Source organism: Streptomyces caelestis (assembly GCF_014205255.1).
Lineage (GTDB): Bacteria > Actinomycetota > Actinomycetes > Streptomycetales > Streptomycetaceae > Streptomyces > Streptomyces caelestis.
Genome location: NZ_JACHNE010000001.1, coordinates 4,002,181 through 4,020,274 on the forward strand (window position 1 = coordinate 4,002,181; position 18,094 = coordinate 4,020,274).

At 72.0% G+C, this 18,094-nt stretch carries 18 protein-coding genes and 1 tRNA gene; 13 read left to right on the plus strand and 6 right to left on the minus strand.

Annotation, left to right across the window (positions count from 1 at the left end; all coding sequences use genetic code 11):
* The first annotated feature begins 239 nt into the window (after window positions 1-239).
* The gene (locus HDA41_RS18060) at window positions 240-731 is read left to right on the plus strand and encodes a flavin reductase family protein (protein ID WP_230299619.1); all 492 of its coding nucleotides are present in this window, start codon (window positions 240-242) and stop codon (window positions 729-731) included.
* A 49-nt stretch (window positions 732-780) separates the two neighbouring features.
* Window positions 781-1,248 (plus strand): GNAT family N-acetyltransferase, encoded by a 468-nt coding sequence (locus tag HDA41_RS18065; RefSeq protein WP_184985200.1) that lies wholly within the window; start codon window positions 781-783, stop codon window positions 1,246-1,248.
* Here the strand turns inward: HDA41_RS18065 and arfB are convergent.
* Window positions 1,245-1,682, minus strand: a complete 438-nt coding sequence (arfB, locus tag HDA41_RS18070) for an alternative ribosome rescue aminoacyl-tRNA hydrolase ArfB (RefSeq protein WP_184985202.1) — start codon at window positions 1,680-1,682, stop codon at window positions 1,245-1,247. The genes HDA41_RS18065 and arfB overlap by 4 nt on opposite strands.
* A 146-nt stretch (window positions 1,683-1,828) precedes the next feature.
* Here arfB and HDA41_RS18075 point away from each other — a divergent pair, with 146 nt between their 5' ends.
* Window positions 1,829-2,404 carry a TerD family protein gene (locus HDA41_RS18075; RefSeq protein ID WP_033312269.1) on the plus strand — a complete coding sequence of 192 codons (576 nt, stop codon included), beginning with the start codon at window positions 1,829-1,831 and terminating at the stop codon, window positions 2,402-2,404.
* A gap of 93 nt (window positions 2,405-2,497) precedes the next feature.
* On the plus strand, window positions 2,498-3,031 hold the full coding sequence (locus HDA41_RS18080) for a GNAT family N-acetyltransferase (protein WP_184985204.1): 534 nt from the start codon (window positions 2,498-2,500) through the stop codon (window positions 3,029-3,031).
* A gap of 12 nt (window positions 3,032-3,043) precedes the next feature.
* Here HDA41_RS18080 and HDA41_RS18085 read toward each other — a convergent pair whose 3' ends face one another.
* Window positions 3,044-4,441 (minus strand): M1 family metallopeptidase, encoded by a 1,398-nt coding sequence (locus HDA41_RS18085; RefSeq protein ID WP_230299609.1) that lies wholly within the window; start codon window positions 4,439-4,441, stop codon window positions 3,044-3,046.
* A gap of 37 nt (window positions 4,442-4,478) precedes the next feature.
* On the opposite strand from HDA41_RS18085, the gene HDA41_RS18090 reads away from it, so the two are divergent.
* Window positions 4,479-4,979: a hypothetical protein gene (locus tag HDA41_RS18090; protein WP_184985208.1), complete on the plus strand. Its 501-nt coding sequence runs from the start codon at window positions 4,479-4,481 to the stop codon at window positions 4,977-4,979.
* A 25-nt stretch (window positions 4,980-5,004) separates the two neighbouring features.
* On the opposite strand, the gene HDA41_RS18095 is transcribed toward HDA41_RS18090, so the two are convergent.
* Window positions 5,005-5,712 carry a pentapeptide repeat-containing protein gene (locus tag HDA41_RS18095; protein ID WP_184985210.1) on the minus strand — a complete coding sequence of 236 codons (708 nt, stop codon included), beginning with the start codon at window positions 5,710-5,712 and terminating at the stop codon, window positions 5,005-5,007.
* Between the two features lie 129 nt (window positions 5,713-5,841).
* Here HDA41_RS18095 and HDA41_RS18100 point away from each other — a divergent pair, with 129 nt between their 5' ends.
* Entirely contained in the window at window positions 5,842-7,002 is a 1,161-nt protein-coding gene (locus tag HDA41_RS18100) for an NAD(P)-binding protein (protein ID WP_184993513.1), read from the plus strand.
* A gap of 100 nt (window positions 7,003-7,102) precedes the next feature.
* Window positions 7,103-8,083 carry a zinc-binding dehydrogenase gene (locus HDA41_RS18105; protein ID WP_184985212.1) on the plus strand — a complete coding sequence of 327 codons (981 nt, stop codon included), beginning with the start codon at window positions 7,103-7,105 and terminating at the stop codon, window positions 8,081-8,083.
* A gap of 33 nt (window positions 8,084-8,116) precedes the next feature.
* Here the strand turns inward: HDA41_RS18105 and HDA41_RS18110 are convergent, their stop codons facing one another.
* Window positions 8,117-11,371: a Tat pathway signal protein gene (locus HDA41_RS18110; RefSeq protein ID WP_260423338.1), complete on the minus strand. Its 3,255-nt coding sequence runs from the start codon at window positions 11,369-11,371 to the stop codon at window positions 8,117-8,119.
* A gap of 163 nt (window positions 11,372-11,534) precedes the next feature.
* Between HDA41_RS18110 and HDA41_RS18115 the strand changes: the two genes are divergently transcribed.
* A complete protein-coding gene (locus HDA41_RS18115; RefSeq protein WP_376706796.1) occupies window positions 11,535-12,431 on the plus strand; it encodes an aminoglycoside phosphotransferase family protein in 897 nt (298 codons plus the stop codon).
* Between the two features lie 3 nt (window positions 12,432-12,434).
* The gene (locus HDA41_RS18120) at window positions 12,435-13,526 is read left to right on the plus strand and encodes a DUF4037 domain-containing protein (protein ID WP_184985218.1); all 1,092 of its coding nucleotides are present in this window, start codon (window positions 12,435-12,437) and stop codon (window positions 13,524-13,526) included.
* Window positions 13,527-13,542: 16 nt separating this feature from the next.
* On the opposite strand, the gene HDA41_RS18125 is transcribed toward HDA41_RS18120, so the two are convergent.
* Window positions 13,543-13,616, minus strand: a tRNA-Thr gene (locus HDA41_RS18125).
* 88 nt (window positions 13,617-13,704) lie between these two features.
* Window positions 13,705-14,121, minus strand: coding sequence for a DUF3224 domain-containing protein (locus HDA41_RS18130; RefSeq protein ID WP_184985220.1), 417 nt, complete (start codon window positions 14,119-14,121; stop codon window positions 13,705-13,707).
* A 115-nt stretch (window positions 14,122-14,236) separates the two neighbouring features.
* On the opposite strand from HDA41_RS18130, the gene HDA41_RS18135 reads away from it, so the two are divergent.
* From HDA41_RS18135 to HDA41_RS18150, 4 genes are all read left to right on the plus strand, one after another.
* The gene (locus HDA41_RS18135; protein ID WP_184985222.1) at window positions 14,237-15,262 is read left to right on the plus strand and encodes a helix-turn-helix transcriptional regulator; all 1,026 of its coding nucleotides are present in this window, start codon (window positions 14,237-14,239) and stop codon (window positions 15,260-15,262) included.
* Window positions 15,263-15,388: 126 nt separating this feature from the next.
* Window positions 15,389-16,477, plus strand: coding sequence for an ABC transporter ATP-binding protein (locus HDA41_RS18140; RefSeq protein ID WP_184985224.1), 1,089 nt, complete (start codon window positions 15,389-15,391; stop codon window positions 16,475-16,477).
* A 229-nt stretch (window positions 16,478-16,706) separates the two neighbouring features.
* Window positions 16,707-17,162, plus strand: a complete 456-nt coding sequence (locus HDA41_RS18145; RefSeq protein ID WP_184985226.1) for a hypothetical protein — start codon at window positions 16,707-16,709, stop codon at window positions 17,160-17,162.
* A gap of 111 nt (window positions 17,163-17,273) precedes the next feature.
* Entirely contained in the window at window positions 17,274-18,005 is a 732-nt protein-coding gene (locus HDA41_RS18150; RefSeq protein WP_184985228.1) for a nucleotidyltransferase family protein, read from the plus strand.
* Window positions 18,006-18,094: the final 89 nt, after the last annotated feature.

Genomic DNA, 18,094 nt, shown 5'->3' on the forward strand with positions numbered 1-18,094 from the left:
GTTGCGCACATATATCTCCCCCGAAGCCCGTCGGAGTCCGTCGGGAGTCCTTCGCTAGTCCGTCGCGAGTCCGTCGCGAGTCCTAAGACCGTGATCGGGCGGGAGCCCGATGCGGAGCACCCGGGACGCAGATTAGCGTTTCGTACGTGCCGAACCCTCCCACTGCCACGTCCCCGATCATTCCGCCGCCCGCCTCCGGGCATGCTGAGGGGGTGAGCAACGACGAGTTCCGCGCCGCCATGTCGCGGCTGGCCTCGGGCGTGGTCCTGGTGACCGCGCAGGAGCCGCCGCTCGACCCGGACGACCCCTCGGCGCCGGGCAGTGAGGACGTGGGCATGACGGCCACGGCCTTCATGTCCGTGTCCCTGGACCCGCCCCTGGTGCTGGTGAGCCTGCGCGAGGGCTCCCGCATGGACGAGCTGCTCGACGAGCAGCCCCTGTGGGCGGTCTCGGTCCTCTCCGAGAGCCAGCGGCACATCGCGGGCCGCTTCGCCATGAAGGGCCGTGTCAGCGACCGCCTGCTCTTCGCGGACATCCCGTACACGCGCGGCGAGTACACCGACGCGCCCCTGGTCGGCGGCGCCCTGGCCGTCCTGGAGTGCCGTACGGAACAGCGGGTACGGGCCGGCGACCACACCCTGGTCATCGGCCGCGTCCTGACGGCCCGCGTCCCGAGCGCGGACGGCGGACCGCTGACGTACTTCCGGGGGCGGTACCGGCACTTGGGGTGAGGCGGAAACCCGGTGGCCCGGGCGTGAACGGCGTGGCTAGGGTGCGCGCATGACAACGATGGGCCCTCGCCTCGAAGAGATCACCGCCGGGAATCTCGACGCCGCGCTCGGCATCCGCGTCCGCCCCGACCAGGAACACGCGGTCTCCCCGGTCGTGAAGTCCCTGGCCGAGGCCTATGTGCATCCCGGCGTCGCCTGGCCCCGCCTGATCGTCGACGGCGACCGCCCGGTCGGGTTCCTCATGGCCTTCTTCGACATCGACTGGTACGAGGACGGCAGCGTGCGGCGCTCCGGCCTGTGGCGGCTGAACATCGCCGCCGGTGAGCAGGGCAGGGGGTACGGCCGTTTCGCCGTCGAGTCCGTCGCCGCCGAGCTGCGCCGGCGCGGCACCAAGCAGCTCTACGTCACCTGGCATCCCGGTCCCGACGGCCCCGAGAGCTTCTACCTGGGGCTCGGCTTCCGCCCCAACGGAGAGACCAGCGAAGACCAGACGGTCGGGATCCTGGACCTGGCCTAGTTCCAGTTCCGCGGCGAGCGGCCCCGCTTGGTCTCCGAGCGCTGCTTCTTCTCGCGCAGCCGCCGCTCGTTGATACCCCGGGGGATCCGGGTCGGCTTGCGGGGCTTGGGCGGGGGTGCGGTGGCCTCGGCCAGGAGCGCGGCGAGTCGTACGGCGGCCGCCTCACGGTTGCGCCACTGTGACCGATGCTCGGAGGAACGTACGGTGACGACTCCGTCGACCAGGCGGTCGGCCAGCCGCTCCAGGGCCCGCTGCTTCCACACCTCGGGCAGCGCCTCGGTCCGCGCCAGGTCGAAGCTGAGCTCGGCCTTCGAGTCACTGGTGTTGACGTGCTGCCCGCCCGGCCCCGACGACCGCGAGAAACGCCACATGAGCTCGGCCTCGGGCAGGGAGACGGAGCCGCGGATGACGTGGGGACCAGACATGCCGTCCATGTTCCCGCTCCTGTCCCGTCCACGTCATCCGAATAATCGCGGGTAAAGAAAGTAAAGGACCTGGAACCTCGTGTGCCCCTCTCCACGTTGATGGGGGTAGCTGTAGCTTCTTTGCCGTACGTACACGAGGGAAGGGACTCCCAACAATGGCTGTAAGCCTGTCCAAAGGTGGCAACGTCTCGCTCACCAAGGAGGCTCCGGGCCTGACTGACGTCACCGTGGGCCTCGGCTGGGACGTCCGCACCACCACCGGCACGGACTTCGACCTCGACGCGTCCGCGATCGCGGTCAACACGCAGGGCAAGGTCTACTCGGACGCCCACTTCGTCTTCTTCAACAACAAGCAGACCCCGGACAACACGATCGTCCACACCGGTGACAACCGCACGGGTGAGGGCGCCGGCGACGACGAGGCGATCAACGTCAACCTCGCCGCCCTCCCGGCCGACATCGACAAGATCGTCTTCCCGGTCTCGATCTACGACGCCGAGAACCGTTCGCAGAACTTCGGCCAGGTCCGCAACGCCTACATCCGGATCGTCAACCAGGCCGGCGGCGCCGAGATCGCCCGCTACGACCTGTCGGAGGACGCCGCCACGGAGACCGCCATGGTCTTCGGCGAGCTGTACCGCAACGGCGCGGAGTGGAAGTTCCGCGCGGTCGGCCAGGGCTACGCCTCGGGCCTGGTCGGCATCGCCCAGGACTTCGGCGTGAACGTCTGACGGACGCCCTCACACGTGGCAGAAGCCCCCGGCGCCGGTCAACCGGCGCCGGGGGCTTCCCCGTCCCCACCCCGCCCGCGACACGTTCCCGGCGTGATCCTCGACCCCCTGCTCCCACCAACCCCCGGCCGCCCCCTCCCCGAACCCCTCCTCGCGGAACTCACGGCCCTCTACGCCTCCAACCACGCCTTCCACACCCTCACCGGCGACTTCCCCGACCCGCACGACATCCGCCCGGAGCAGGTGGCACACGCCCTGTCGGAGGAATGGAGCCGGCCCGGCACCGACGTCCTGCTCGCCCGCAGCTTCGGCCACCTGACCGGGATCGCCATCACTCTCGCCCGTCACCCCGGCCCCGCCGGCCCGGACCCGCGGATCGGCCTCCTGCTGGTGGACGCGAGCCTGCACGGCCAGGGCCACGGCCGCCGACTGGCCACCCTCGTGGAGGACCGCTTCCGCGCAGCGGACCGCGCCGCCGTACGCCTCGCCGTCCTCGACGACAACCCGAAGGCCCTGGCCTTCTGGACCGCCCTCGGCCATGAGGTCATCGACCGTCGCGAGGACCGGCGACTGGGGCGTCCCTGCGCGGTGCTCCGCAAGGAACTCACCGCGTCCAAGCTGTATTGACCTGGCGCGCCCTCAGGGCCGCTCCGGCTTTCCCTCCGCGTACAGCCAGTCCTCCCAGATCCCGTCGAAGTCCTTCCCGGGCGCCTGCTTCTCGACGTACGCCGTGAAGTCGGCCGTGTCGGCGTTCCCATGGCGACGGTCCGCCGACCAGCCCCGGAGGATGTCGCCGAACGCCTCGTCACCGACGGTCCGGCGGACCTTGTGCAGGACCATGGCGCCGCGCTGGTAGACGGGGGCTCCGGAGATGTGCGCGGGGTCCAGGGGGTTCGCGGGCGGGAAGGACCAGAGGTCCTCGTAGGTCTTCTCCCCGTGGTCGTACAGCGCGTCGAAGGTCTCCTGCGCGCTCGGCCCGCCGTGGTCCTCGTCCCACAGCCACTCCGCGTACGTCGCGAAACCCTCGTTGAGCCACATGTCCCGCCAGCTCTTCGGCGTCACGGAGTCGCCGTACCACTGGTGAGCGAGCTCATGGACGAGGAGGGTGATGCCGGGAGCGCCGGGGAAGACAGGACGGCTCTGGGTCTCCAGGGCGTAGCCGATCTCGGCCGCGCGGTCGACGATGGCGCCGGTGGAGGAGAAGGGGTAGGGGCCGAACCGCCGCTCCGCCCAGCGCAGAACCTCGGGGATGCGCGCGAGCACCGCGCGGCTCCCCTCCTTCTCCACCGGGTCGACGGCCGTGTAGACGGTCAGACCGTCCCGGGCGGTGGAGCGGCTGATGTCGAAGTCGCCGATCGCGAGCGTGGCGAGGTAGCTCGCCATCGGCTCGGCGGAGCGCCAGGTGAAGGTCGTGCGGCCGCGCGCGGTCGTATCGCTGCGCAACTCCCCGTTGGACACGGCCCGCAGCCCCTGCGGAACGGTCACGGTGAGGTCGTACGCCGCCTTGTCGGAGGGGTGGTGGTTGCCGGGGAACCACGCCATCGACCCGGTGGGCTCGCCCAGCGCGAGCGCCCCGTCCGTCGTGCGCAGCCAGCCCTCCTGGGAGCCGTCCGGGTCGGTGACGGTCTCGGGCGCCCCGGAGTAGCGGACCGTCACGCGGAACGTCTCGTCCCGGCCGAGGTCCTCGCGCGGCCGCACGGTGAGTTCCTGCCCGGCGCGGTTCCAGCGGGCGGTCTCGCCACCGACGGTGACCTGCCCGACGTCCAGGCCGAGCAGGTCGAGGTTGAAGGCGGACAGGTCCTTGGTGGCCCGTGCGGTGAGGGTGGCCGTGCCGGTGAGGTGGTGTGCGTCCGGGTCGTAGTCGAGGCGCAGGCCGTAGTGGGTGACGTCGTAGCCGCCGTTGCCGGCCTTCGGGAAGTACGGGTCGCGTACGCCGGAGCCGCCCGGGCTGCCGTGGACTCCGCCGCCGCACGCGGTGAGGGCGAGGGCGAGGGGGACGGCGGTCAGCGCGGGGACAAGACGTACAGATCGGGCCACGATCGTGATCCTACGGGCGCGTGACACCATCACATCCGTGCTCGACATCGGCTACGCCCTCTCCAACCGCTTCCCCGACCCGCCGCAGACCGACTACCGCCGCGCGGACGTCCACACCCTGCGGCACGACCTGTTCTGCGGTGACGTCTACCTGGCGGACACCGAGCAGGACCGGGAGGTGTCCACAGCCTGGGGATGGGTGCCGGTGCTCGACTTCGCGTGGGCGCTGTGCGACATCGTGGAGCGCATCGACCGGGACCCGGCGGGCTCCCGGGCGTCCCGGCCCCAGCGGGCGGAGCTGGACTTCACCGAGTCGACCGACCGGATGCTCTTCGAGCGCCGCTTCGGGTGGGTGGACATCGAGGCCGACTGGATGCCGGCGGAGGAAGCCCCCCTGACCTTCTCCCACGCCGAACTGCGCCGCGAGGCCCGCGACTTCCTGCACGACCTGATCGCCGACCTCACCGACCTGCACGACGACCTCGCCGAGAACCCGGCGATCTGGACGCTCCAGGCGCGCTTCCCCAGGCTCCCCTGACGGGCGCCGGCCCTACGGGCTGAACTCAGTCCTCCACCCTGATCCCCCACTGCATCGCCAGCACCGGCGCCAGGTCCAGCAGCTGGGTCGTACTGATCACCGCCCCGGCCAGCCGGTCCAGTCCGCGGCTGATCTCCAGTGACACGGCCCCGCGCAGGTCGACGTCCTTGAGGGTCGCCGCGTGGAGGTCGGCGCCCTTCAGCGCGCAGTCGACGAACTCCACGCGCTCCAGGCGGGCACCGCCGAAGTCCGGCTCGACGAGGACGCAGCTCTCGAAGACGACGTCTCTGAGCCGGGCCATGCGCAGGTTCAGGTAATCGATCTTTCCGCCGCGGATCAGCACCCGCTCCAGCACCGCCGCGTGCATCTGGGTGCCGCCGAGGCGGGCGTCGATCAGCTCGACGTCGCGCAGCGTCGCCTCGGCGAGGTTGGTGCCGACGCCCCGGACACCCGTGAGGGACGAGTCCAGGACGGAGGCGTGCCGCAGCCGGACCTCGTCCAGCGCGCACTCCGTCAGGACGCAGTCCAGGAAGCGGGACCCCGATCCGTCCTGCCCCGCGAAATCCGCCTCGCGGAACTCCAGGCCGTCGTAGTCCCCGTCCGGCTCCAGCCCGCCGCCCGTGAACGGCTCCAGCGCCGGCAGCCGGATCTCCGGTCTCCGCGCGGCCTTCACCCGCGTACCGCCCGCCCCCATACCGCCCGTACCCATACCGCCCGCCCCACTCCTCGCCATGCGCCCATGCTGCCTCACACCACTGACATCAGCCTCTGACCTGCGAGGTGACGGGCCATGTCACATTCCGGGGCCGCCGGCCGGTCGTACTCCCAGAAGAGTGTCGTCGAGCCCAGGGAGACCTCAGCCATGCACCGCATCACCGTCATCGGCGGCGGCTTCGCCGGACTGACCGCCGCCATCACGGCTGCTGAGACAGGCGCCAAGGTCACCGTCCACGAAGCCCACCACACCCTCGGAGGCCGGGCCCGCACCGCCGAGGGCCCCTACCGCACGAACGAGGGCCCGCACGCCCTCTACAACGGCGGCCCGCACTGGGCCTGGCTCAAGCAGCGCGGCCTCATCGGGCCGCTCGCCCCGATCCCGCCCCTGGAGGCCGCCCGGCTACGGCTGCGGCACCACGGCGTGCTGCGCCGCACCCCGCCTTTCCCGATGCTGAAGCTGCTGCGCCGGACCGCCGAACAGGCGCCCGTGGACGTCGACTTCCTGACCTGGGCGACCGGCATCGCGGGCGAGGGAGGGGCCCGGGCCGCCGCCCACTACTCGGCCGTCGCTCTCTTCCACCACGACCCCGGCTCCCTGTCGGCCGCGTTCGTGCAGGAGCGCCTGCGCCGCGCCACCAAGCTGCCGCCCGAGGCGCACTACCCGCGCGGCGGCTGGGCCAGCCTCATCGACCGGATGGCCGCCCGCGCCTGGAACCTGGGCGTCCGGATGGAGACGCTCTCCCGGGTCGACACGCTCCCCACCGACACACCGGTCGTCGTCGCCACCTCCCTCGACGCCGCCCGGCGCCTGCTCGGCGACGACTCCCTGACCTGGCCGAGCGGCCGTACCGTCCTCGTCGACCTCGCCGTACGCACGCGGCGCGGGGACGCGTTCGCGGTGTCCGACCTCGACGCGCCGGGCTGGCTCGAACGGTTCACCGCCCAGGACCGCAGCCTCGCCCCGGCCGGCGAGCAGCTCATCCAGGGTCAGATCCCCATCGCCCCGCACGAGTCCAAGGCCGACGGCACCGCCCGCGCCGGGCAGCTCCTCGACCTGGGCTTCCCGGGCTGGCGCGAGCGCGTCACCTGGCGGCGCGAGGCCGTCGCGAACAGCCGTACGGGCGCGGTCGACCTGCCCGGCACCAGCTGGCGCGACCGGCCCGCCGTGGACCGGGGCGACGGTGTCTACCTCGCCGGCGACCAGGTCGCGGCCCCGGGCGTGCTGTCGGAGGTCTCCTTCAACAGCGCCCTGACGGCGGTGTCGTTGGCGCTCGGCCGACGGGAGCTTGACCTCAAGCAAGCTTGAGGTTGAAAGCTGGGGTGCACCGGACGAACCCATGAGCGCCGGACGAACCATCAGCAGCCAGACGACCCATGAGCACCGGACGACCCCACGAGGAGCTCACATGCACGCCATCCGCCTGCACGCCTTCGGCCCGGCCGAGAACCTCACCTACGAGCAGGTCGAGGACCCCCGGCCGGGCCCCGGCCAGGTCCGTGTCGCCGTACGGGCGGCGGGCGTCCACCTCCTGGACACCGCCCTGCGCGAGGGCGCACAGGGACCGGCGCCCGAGCCGACCCGCCTGCCCACCATCCCCGGCCGCGAGGTCGCCGGCGTCGTCGAGTCGCTGGGCGAGGGCGTCGCGGACCTGTGGCTCGGCAAGCGGGTCGTCGCCCACCTCGGCTTCGTCCCCGGCGGCTATGCCGAACTGGCCGTCACCGAAGTCGGACGACTGCACGAGATCCCCGAGCACCTGGACTTCGCCGAGGCCGTCGCCATGATCGGTACGGGCCGTACGACGATGGGGATCCTCCAGTTCGCCGAGCTCGGCCCCGACTCGGTGGCCGTCGTCCCGGCCGCGGCCGGCGGCATCGGCACGCTCCTCGTGCAGTACGCCAAGAACGCCGGCGCCACCGTCATCGGCCTCGCGGGCGGGCCGGAGAAGGTCGCCCGGGTGCAGGCGGGCGGCGCCGATCTCGCCGTCGACTACGAGGACCCGGCCTGGCCCGCGAAGGTCCGTGCGCATCTCGGCGGCCGGGCCGCGAGCGTGGTCTTCGACGGCGTCGGCGGCGACGTGGCCCGTGAGGCCGTCGCCCTGCTGGGCCCCGGCGGCAAGCACGTCGTCTTCGGCTGGTCCGCCGAGGGCATCCAGGGCGGCGAGCCCTACCTCGTCGACGGCGTCTCCGAGCAGGTCCTCGGCCCCGTGATGCTCCAGAAGGCCGGCGGCCCCGACCCGGTGCGCACCCTGGAACTGCGCGCCCTGGCCGAGGCCGCCGCCGGCCGGCTCACCCCGGCCGTACACCGCTTCCCGCTGCGCGAGGCCGCGGCCGCACACCGCGCGCTGGAGACGCGGGGGACGATCGGAAAGGTCGTCCTGGAGCCGTGACACCTCCACTTCGAAGGCGTCGGCCGGGACGGGTCAGCGGGCGACCGCCTTCGTCGCCGCGCTGAGCGCCGAGCCGTCCTTGTGCCCGGTGCGGTGCGCGACCACCTTCACGGTGATCTTCTTGCCCTGCTGCGCCGCCTTCAGCACCAGCGAGGACTTGGTCCCCCCGCTGATCGCCTTGCCGTTCGCGTACCACTGGTACCCGTACGAGGTCGCGGCCGGGCTCCACGTCCCTGCGGACGCCTTCAGGGTCCGGCCCACCTTCGCCGTCCCGCTGACCACCGGCGGCTTGGTGGCCTTGGGCGCGTCGCCCTTGGCCGCGGTCACCGCCGCCGAGGACGCCGACCCGCTGCGCCAGCCCGCCTTGACCGCCGTCACGGTCACGGACAGCTTCTTGCCGACCTGCGCCGCGGGGATCGTGTACGCCGACGCGGTCGCGCCGCCGATCGCCGTGCCGTCCGCCTTCCACTGGTACGTGTACGAGGACGGGGTCGCCGACCAGGTGCCCGGCGTGGCGGTGACCTTGGCGCCCACCTTGGGCGTGCCGGTCACCTTCGGGGCCGTCGTGTTCTCCAGCGCGGGCTGCGGGGTCACGGTGAAGGTGCCGCGCTGGAACTCCCAGCCGCGCGTGTACACGCTGATGTTCCAGGTGCCGGTCGCCGCGCCCGTCAGGTCGGCGGTCGCGGTCACCGTCCGGTTGTCGGCGGAGACCGAGTCCGCGGGCGCGCTGATCGTCTTTCCGGCCTGGCTGAGCTGGACCCGGACGTCGGGCCCGAGCGCGGTGCCGGTGACGGTGAGCTTCACCTTGGTGCCCGCGGCGCCGGTGCCGGGGCTGACGGCGGTGACGTCCGTCTTCTCCGTGCCGCACGGCGTGGAGGTGCAGGCGAGCTTGGCGCTGTAGGCGGTGCCGGACGCCTTCTCGGGCAGGCCGAGCAGGAACAGCGACGGCGAGGACCCGCCGGCCGGGCCGCCGGCCGAGCAGCGGTAGCCGGAGCTCCACAGGCTGCACCCGTTGGTCCACTCACTGTCGTAGAGCACGGGCACCGCCGTCGTCGCGGCGCCGGTCGTGTCCTTGATGTCGGCGTCGAACCGGTCGAACCCGGCCGTGGGCAGCACCGCGCACATCGCGGTGCGCGACTCGTCCAGCGTGCCGGTGACCGGCCCGTACCCGAACGCCACGGACGGCACCTTGGCGCACTCGGGGGCGGGCCCGTCGGCGGTCGCGACGCGCAGGGCGTCCAGGCGGTACTCGGGAGCCGCCTTCAGACGGGTCGGCGTCTGCACGAGAACCTGGTGGGTGGTCGAACCGCTCACCGCGCAGGGCGAGTTGCGGAAGGAGCACTCCACACGGCCGTCCCCGGCCACGACCGCGCTGTTCGCCGTGCCGAGCGCGTCCCGCACGTTGACGTGCACGACGTCGGTCGCCGCGCCCGTGGTCACCTGGTGGCAGGTGACGGTGCCCGGCGCTCCGGAGGCGCTCTTCAGGGACGGCCCGCCGACCTTCACCGCGGCGGTCTTCCCACAGCCCGCGGCGGAGGCGCTCGCGGTGACGTCACGCCGGGTCAGGACGTACGTGGCCGCCTCGTCCCGGCCGGTCACCAGCACCGTGTGGGCCTTGCCCGGGGTCAGGGAGCAGACCGACCAGCCGTCGGTCGTTGCGTAGCGCTCGCAGACCCGCTTGCCGTCGGCGTCCAGCACAGAGAACCCGGCCGGCGCGGTCCCCGAGGTCGCGGTCAGCTGCAGCAGCTCGGTGTTCGAATGCGCGCCGGCAGGGATCCCCAGGCAGTGCGAGAAGACGCCGTCGCCCGTGGTCAGCGTGGCCTTCGCGCCGCCCGCGGCGAAACTGCCCGCGGGCAGGACGGGGCAGCCCTCGGCGGCGTCGGTGCGGTGGAAGGCGACCGCGTACGGGCCGGTGGCCGTGTCGCCGGTGTCCTCGGTGTGCACCAGCGCGCGGAACGGCGCCTCACCGGTTAGCGCGCAGTCACCGCCCTGGAGCGCCTCCCCGTCGCACTGCGAGGTGCCGTCGCGGTCCAGCACCTCCACCTCGGGGGTCAGCCCGGCCGAGGACTGCGAGGTGAGCGCGGCGATCCGGCCGCCCTTCGGCACGGGCAGGGTCAGGCAGTCGTACTGTCCGACCGTGCTCAGCTTCCCCTTGTACAGGCCGGTCCCGATCGCGGCACAGCCGGCGTCGGAGGCACGGTCGAACACCACCAGCCGGTCCCGGGACGGCGCGAAGGCGTTGGTGCCGAGCACCGCCGTGTAGGTGCCCGCCTCGCGGATCCGGCACGGGTCGGTGCCGGACTCGCACACGGTCCGGCCGCCTGCGTCGTACACCCGGACCGCCCCGGCCGACCGGTCCTCGTCCACGGAGTGCACGGTGTACGGCCCGGCCTTCGCGGCGGAGAAGGTGTAGCAGGCGTCGGTGCCGAAGTCGCGCGGCTCGATCGGGCCGAAGGGCAGGACCGACGCGGTCGCGCAGCCCTGCGGGTCGTTCAGCCGGCGCACCTGAAGCGCGTACTCGGCGGGGAAGCCGCTCTCCGCGCGGGAGACGCTCGACAGCGCCCGGTAGGGGCCGTCGCCGGGCAGGACGCAGCTGTCCTCGCCGTCCTCCGGGAAGTGCTCGCAGACACGGGCTCCGGTCGCGTCGGTGATCCAGGCGATCGACTCGCCGTACTCCTTGGTGCCGACCGTCAGCCGGATCCGCTCACCGGGCCGGCCCTCGAAGGCCTGGCAGTCCACGGCCAGCGAGCTCGTCGCGCTCCGGATCACCGCCGGCCGGTCCCAGCCGGTGCCGACCGGCTCGGCGCAGCCGCGGGTGCCCGAGCCGAGCGGGACGACGGTGAGCTCGGTCTGCTCGTCGTCGACCCAGCCGCTGTTGACGACCTTGACGGTGTACGTACCGGCTGCGGGCACCTGGCACCAGCCCTCGGCGCGGTACTCCTCGTCGAAGCAGTCGACGTCGGTGCCGTCGGCGTCGGCCATCTGCGCGTAGGCGTTGTTCTGGCTGTCGTCCAGGGTCACCAGATGCAGACCGGCCGAGGCGGCCGTCACCGTGAAGCAGGCGCTGCTCTGGGCCGGGACGGTGGCCTTGCCGACGGCGTCGCCCGGATCCCCGAACGGCGCGAGCGCGAGCGGCGCGCACTCCGGCTCGGCGGCGGCCTCGGCGGAACCCGCCCCCGTCAGGCCCAGCAGCGAGGCGAACAGCGAGACGGCGACGGCGGACGCGCCGGCCCGCCCACGTCTCACTCCCGGTCTGATTCTTCTCGGTCTGGCGTCGGTGTCGGACATGGCAATCCCCCCTGGATCAGTGGTCGTTGGCCAGATGCTCGCACACAGGTACGACACAGCGCCCGCGAGAAAGCCCAGCCGCCGGACCGAACCGGACCGGCCCAACCCGGCCCGCCCCAGCCCGGCTTAATTCACATGACCCGGCCGCCCCACCCCAACTACCGTGCCGAAAGTGATCGACATTCCCCGGGAACTGGCGGCATCACAGGAGAAGTACAACGGCGAGGCGGGCCGCGCCTTCATCGAGGAACTGCCGGACCTGACGGCCGGTTTCCTCGACCGCTGGGAACTGAAGCCCGACGGACCCCCCATGCACGGCGTGTCCGCCCTGGTCCTCCCGGTCCTGCGCGCCGACGGCGGCCCCGCGGTCCTCAAGCTCCAGATCCTCGACGAGGAGAGCGAAGGCGAACCGGTCGCGCTGCGGGTCTGGGACGGCGACGGAGCGGTCCGCCTCCTCGACCACGACGAGCCCACCGGCACGATGCTGCTGGAACGCCTCGACGAGACCCGCCTGCTGTCCCACATCCCGGACACCCGCCAGGCCGTCGTCACCATCGCCGAACTCCTCGCCCACCTCACCTCCTTCCCCGCCCCGCCCGGCATGCGCCGCCTCGGCGACATCGCCCGGGCCATGCTGGACCGGACCCCGAGGGCACTCGACCGCATCCCCGACCCCGAGGCACGCCGCCTCGTCGCCGACTGCGCCGCCGCCGTACGCGAAGTCGTCGACGAACCGGGCGACCGGCTCCTCCACTGGGACCTCCACGACGAGAACGTCCTCGCCTCCGGCCGCGCCCCCTGGCTCGCCATCGACCCCAAGCCCCTCGCCGGCGACCCCGGCTTCGAGCTGTGGCCGGCCATCGACAACCGCTACGACCCCGACGACATCATCTGGCGCTTCGACGCCATGACCGACGTCCTCGCCCTGGACCGCCCCCGCGCCCGCGCCTGGACCCTCGGCCGCCTCCTCCAGAACGCCCTGTGGGACATCGAGGACGGCCGCCCCCTGGACGACGGCCAACTCGAGATCGCCCGCCGCCTGCGCGGCCACGCCGGCTGACCCATGCCGCCGTTCCTCCCCGGCCTGGAGCTCTCCCGCCGCTTCTACACCGAGGCCGTACGCCCCCTCCTGGACGAGGCCCTCCCCGGCATCCCCCACTCCGCCGCCCGCCTCGGCAGCGGCTCCGAGGTCCTCGGCTACGACACCCCCCGCTCGGCCGACCACGAGTGGGGCCCCCGCCTCCAGCTCTTCCTGCGCCCGGAGGACACCGAGACCCACGGCCCCCGCCTCGCCGCCCTCTTCTCCCACCGCCTCCCGAAAACCTTCCTCGGGCACCCCACCCACTTCGCCCGCACCGGCGACGACCCGGGCACCGACATCCGCGTCATGACCACCACCGACGGCCCGGTCCACCACCGCGTCGACATCACGGATCCCGGCACCTGGTTCACGGACCGGCTCGGCTTCGACCCGGCCCAGGGCGTCACCACGGAGGACTGGCTGGCCACCCCCACCCAACGCCTGGCCGAGGTCACCGCGGACGCCGTCTTCCACGACGGCCTCGACCGGCTCACCCCGGCCCGCACCGCCCTGCGCTGGTACCCGCACGAGATCTGGCTGTACGTCCTGGCCTGCCAGTGGAAACGCGTCTCCCAGGAGGAGGCCTTCGTAGGCCGCTGCGGCGAGGTGGGTGACGAACTCGGCTCCGCGATCGTGTCCGCCCGCCTGATCCGCGACCTGATGCGCCTGAGCCTCCTCATGAACCGCCGCTACCCGCCCTACAGCAAGTGGCTCGGCACCGCCTTCACCGCGACCCCCCGGGGCGCGGCCCTCACACCCACCCTGACGGCGGCGCTGGCGGCCCCCGACTGGCCCACCCGCGAGCACCACCTCACACACGCCTACGAGGCCGTCGCGACCCACCACAACGACCTCGCACTCACGGCCCCCGTCGACCCCAGCACCCGCCCGTATCACAGCCGACCGTTCCAGGTCCTCCACGCGGAACGCTTCACGGCGGCACTCCGCACCCGCCTCACGGACCCGGCACTCCGCTCCCTGCCCGACACCGGCGCGATCGACCAGTGGGTGGACAGCACCGACGCCCTGAGCGACGTCCAGAACAGAAAAAAGCCCGGGCCAGAGACGATCTGACCCGGACTTTCACCGGAGCCCCCTGTCGGATTCGAACCGACGACCTACGCATTACAAGTGCGTTGCTCTGGCCAGCTGAGCTAAGGAGGCACCGCGTACTACAGCGCCGTACGCGAGGGCGGCACCACTGTACACAGAGCCCGTTACCCCGAGCCACGAAGTTCCGCTCCGCCCGGTCTCACTCCACCTCGTACTCGAACCGGTACGCCACGGTCGCCTCCCCGTGGTGGGCGGTGAACCCGCCCTTCCCCCGCAGTCCGGCCAGCTCCCCGCTCCCGGATCCCCGCACCACCTCGAACGTGCAGTGGACCGCCCCGTCCTCGCCGAACCACCCCCGCTCCTCCACGGCGAAGCTCCCCTCCCGCCCGTCGAGCCGGCCGGTGAGCAGTTCCATGCCGGCGAAGGAGCCGGTCTTCTGGGTGACGTAGACGATGCTGTACTCGCAGATCGTCCCGGCCGCCTCGATGCCGCCGCTGAAGGTGTTCCGGACGGAGGCGTGGGCGAGCCGCGGGTTCGCCTCCTCGCCCGGGCCGATCACGCGCTCCTGCCAGTCGGCGAAGGTGAAGTGTCCGGTGGTCGTCCGTGTGCCGGGCATGGGTGGGTCCTCTCGATCAGCCGATGGCCGTACGGGCCGTCTGGGACCACCACTCTCGGCCCCGTACCTGACATCTCCTGTCAGGTACGGAGGCGTACGCCGGACAATGGCCCCCATGCGCGCCGACCGGCTCCTCTCCCTGCTCCTGCTGCTCCAGAACCGCGGGCGGATGACCGCGCCCGAGCTCGCCGCCGAGCTGGAGGTGTCGGTGCGCACGGTCTACCGGGACGTCGAGGCGCTGGGCGCGGCTGGTGTGCCGGTGTGCGCGGATCGCGGGCCGGAGGGCGGCTACCGGCTGGTCGACGGATACCGGACGCGGCTGACCGGTCTGACCGACGCCGAGGCCGGGTCGTTGTTCCTCGCCGGGATGCCCGGCCCGGCGCGGGATCTGGGGCTGGGAGCGGTGCTGGCCAGTGCGCAGTTGAAGGTGCAGGCCGCGCTGCCGGCGGAGTTGGCCGGGCAGGCACGGCGGGTGCAGGAGCGGTTCCATCTGGACGCGCCGGCGTGGTTCCGGGAAGCCGATCCGGTGCCGTGTCTGGAGCCCGTGGCGGCAGCCGTGTGGGAGCGGCGGGTGCTGCGGGTGCACTACCGGCGGTGGCGGGGAGAGGTGCACCGGGAGGTGCGGCCGCTGGGGCTCGTCCTGAAGGGCGGCATCTGGTACCTGGTCGCCCTGGCGGAGGAGGCCGTGCGGACGTACCGGGTGTCCCGCCTGCTGTCCGTGGAGGAGACCGGGGACCTCTTCGACCGTCCAACCGGCTTCGACCTGGCCGGGTACTGGGAGGAGTCGTCCCGGCGGCTGGAGGCCGCCCTGCGGCAGGGTGTCGCCTGGCTGCGCCTGTCACCGCGAGGGCAGCGGCTGCTGCCGATGCAGTTCGGGGCGGCGGGTGCACGGGCCCTGGCGAGCGCGGGTGCGCCGGACGCGGACGGCTGGGTGGAGGTGGAACTGCCCGTGGAGGCGGAGGCCGTGGCGGTCGGGGATCTGCTCCGGCTGGGACCGGAGGCGGAGGTCCTCGGGCCGCCCGCGCTGCGGCAGGCCGTGGCACGGGCGGTGGCGGCGCTGGCGGACCGGTACGGCCGGCCGTGCAGCCCTTCGGAAAATTCCGCGAAGTTCACAGGCCCGGAGGTACTGACAGACACGTGAACGCCGGGTACCGTCCTGAGCCAGTTCACACGCGTGGACTACACCACAACGGAATGACCGTCGTGGCACCGCCTTCCTACTCGGATCGTCCGGCACGTTCCTGCCGGTAGAAGGGGTTCATTCACCATGGCCACTGTCTCGTTCGACAAGGCGACCCGGATCTACCCGGGTTCCACCAAGCCCGCTGTTGACGCGCTGGAGATCGACATCGAGGACGGCGAGTTCCTCGTCCTCGTCGGCCCGTCCGGCTGCGGCAAGTCCACCTCGCTCCGCATGCTCGCGGGGCTCGAGGACGTCAACGCCGGCGCCATCCGCATCGGCGACCGCGACGTCACCCACCTGCCGCCGAAGGACCGGGACATCGCCATGGTGTTCCAGAACTACGCGCTCTACCCGCACATGACGGTCGCCGACAACATGGGCTTCGCGCTCAAGATCGCCGGCGTCAACAAGGCGGAGATCCGGCAGAAGGTCGAGGAGGCCGCGAAGATCCTCGACCTCACCGAGTACCTGGACCGCAAGCCGAAGGCGCTCTCCGGTGGTCAGCGCCAGCGTGTCGCCATGGGCCGCGCCATCGTGCGTGAGCCGCAGGTGTTCCTCATGGACGAGCCGCTGTCCAACCTGGACGCCAAGCTCCGTGTGTCCACGCGTACGCAGATCGCCTCGCTCCAGCGCCGCCTGGGCATCACTACCGTCTACGTCACCCACGACCAGGTCGAGGCCATGACGATGGGCGACCGCGTGGCGGTCCTCAAGGACGGCCTGCTCCAGCAGATCGACACCCCGCGCAACATGTACGACAGGCCCGCCAACCTCTTCGTGGCCGGCTTCATCGGCTCCCCGGCGATGAACCTCGTCGAGGTCCCGGTGACCGACGGCGGCGTGAAGTTCGGCAAGTCGGTCGTGCCGGTGCAGCGCGACGCGCTCTCCGCCACCACCGACAAGACCGTCACGGTCGGTGTCCGCCCCGAGCACTTCGACGTGGCCGGCCCGGACGCCGAGCTGGGCCTCGCGGTCACCGTCAACGTGGTCGAGGAGCTCGGCGCCGACGCCTACGTCTACGGCACGGCGAAGGTCGGCGACGACTCCAAGGACCTCGTCGTCCGTGTCAGCGGCCGTGACGTCCCGGAGAAGGGCAGCACGCTGCACATCGTCCCGCGCTCCGGCGAGACGCACGTGTTCTCGACCTCCACGGGCGAGCGCCTGTCCGACTGACCCGTCGCACACGCACAAGCCCGGGATGGATCACCCAGGTTGACGACGAGGGCCCCGCAGCACGCTGCGGGGCCCTTCTCGTTTGGCGCTCGTTGTCGACAAATACCCCGGCACACCGGACATTTCGAGCCGTGTGCGTCAACGCACTACCCAAAAACGGGCACTCTCCCATCCCCCGAACCGGTGACTAAATGTCTACAAACCATTACTCCGCGCTACCCTCACACGCGTGAAGCACTCCACTACCCAACAGACGCGACGCGGCCGGGGCCCCGCCCGCCGGATCGGCCGCACCCTCGCTTTCGTCCTGCCCGTCGTCCTGGTGCTCTCCGGGACTCTCGCGGTCACCCGAGTCAACTGGTCGGGAAGCCCCTCCGACCCGGTGCTCACCGCCGCGGACACCAGCATGTCCGCCGGTACGCCGCGGACCGCCAAGCGCACCCCGCAGGACATCCTGCGCGACAAACTGCTCACCGAGCTCCAGGAGGAGAACCCGGGCGTCGCCCTCACCCACCTCCAGCAGGCCGTCAACGGCCGCCCGTCACTGGCGAAGCACTGCGCCTCCATCGCCCGCGCCCTCGGCCAGGCCGCCGTCCGGGTCTACGGTCCGACACGCGCCCAGTCCTACGCCCGCCCGGTCTGCGACACCGCCTTCGCCACGGGCGTCGCGGCCGCGCACAGCTGAGCACACCGCCCGGCCGCCGAACGAGAGAGGTGGGAGGCCTGCAGCGGCTGCCGCGGGAAACCGGTTCATCCGCCGCGGTCACGGGCGGGACGCCACGTACAGTTCGGTCTCATGAGCGATCCGAGCGCCGCGTCCCGCCCCGTTCAAGCCGTCGTTCTGGCCGGCGGCCAGGGCTCCCGGCTCCGTCCGTACACCGACGACCGGCCCAAGCCGATGGTCGAGATCCCCGGGACGGGGACTCCGATCATCGGCCATCAGCTGTCCTGGCTCGCCGAGGAGGGCGTGACGGACGTGGTGGTCTCCTGCGGCCACCTCGCCGACGTGCTCCAGCAGTGGCTGGAGACGGCCGATCTGCCCGTCTCCGTCACCACCGTCGTGGAGTCCGAGCCCCTCGGCCGCGGCGGCGGCCTCAAGTACGCCGCCGCGCATCTGCCCCACCCGGACCAGCCCTGGTACGCGACGAACGGTGACATCTGGACCCGGTTCTCGCTGCGGGACATGGCGGACTTCCACACCGAGCGGGACGCCCTCGCGACACTGGCCCTGGCCCGTCCGCGCCTGCCCTGGGGCGCGGTGAAGACGGACGGCTTCGGCCGCATCACGGACTTCATCGAGGCCCCGCCGTCGACCTTCGAGATCAACGCGGGTGTGTATGTCTTCTCCCCCGAGTTCGCGGGGCTGCTGCCGGACCGCGGGGACCACGAGCGCACGACGTTTCCCCGGCTGGCCCGCGAGCGGAAGCTGGCCGGCTTCACGATCCCTCAGGGGTCGTATTGGCGTGCGATCGATACGGCCAAGGATCTGACGGAAGCTGCGAAGGAACTGGCGGCTCTGGGGCGCTGAGAGCTGAGTGAGGTCGCTGAGAGAAGGCGCCTCCCGCGCCCCAAGAACTCCGGCACCCCCAAGAACTCCCGCGCCCTCAAGAAAGGGGC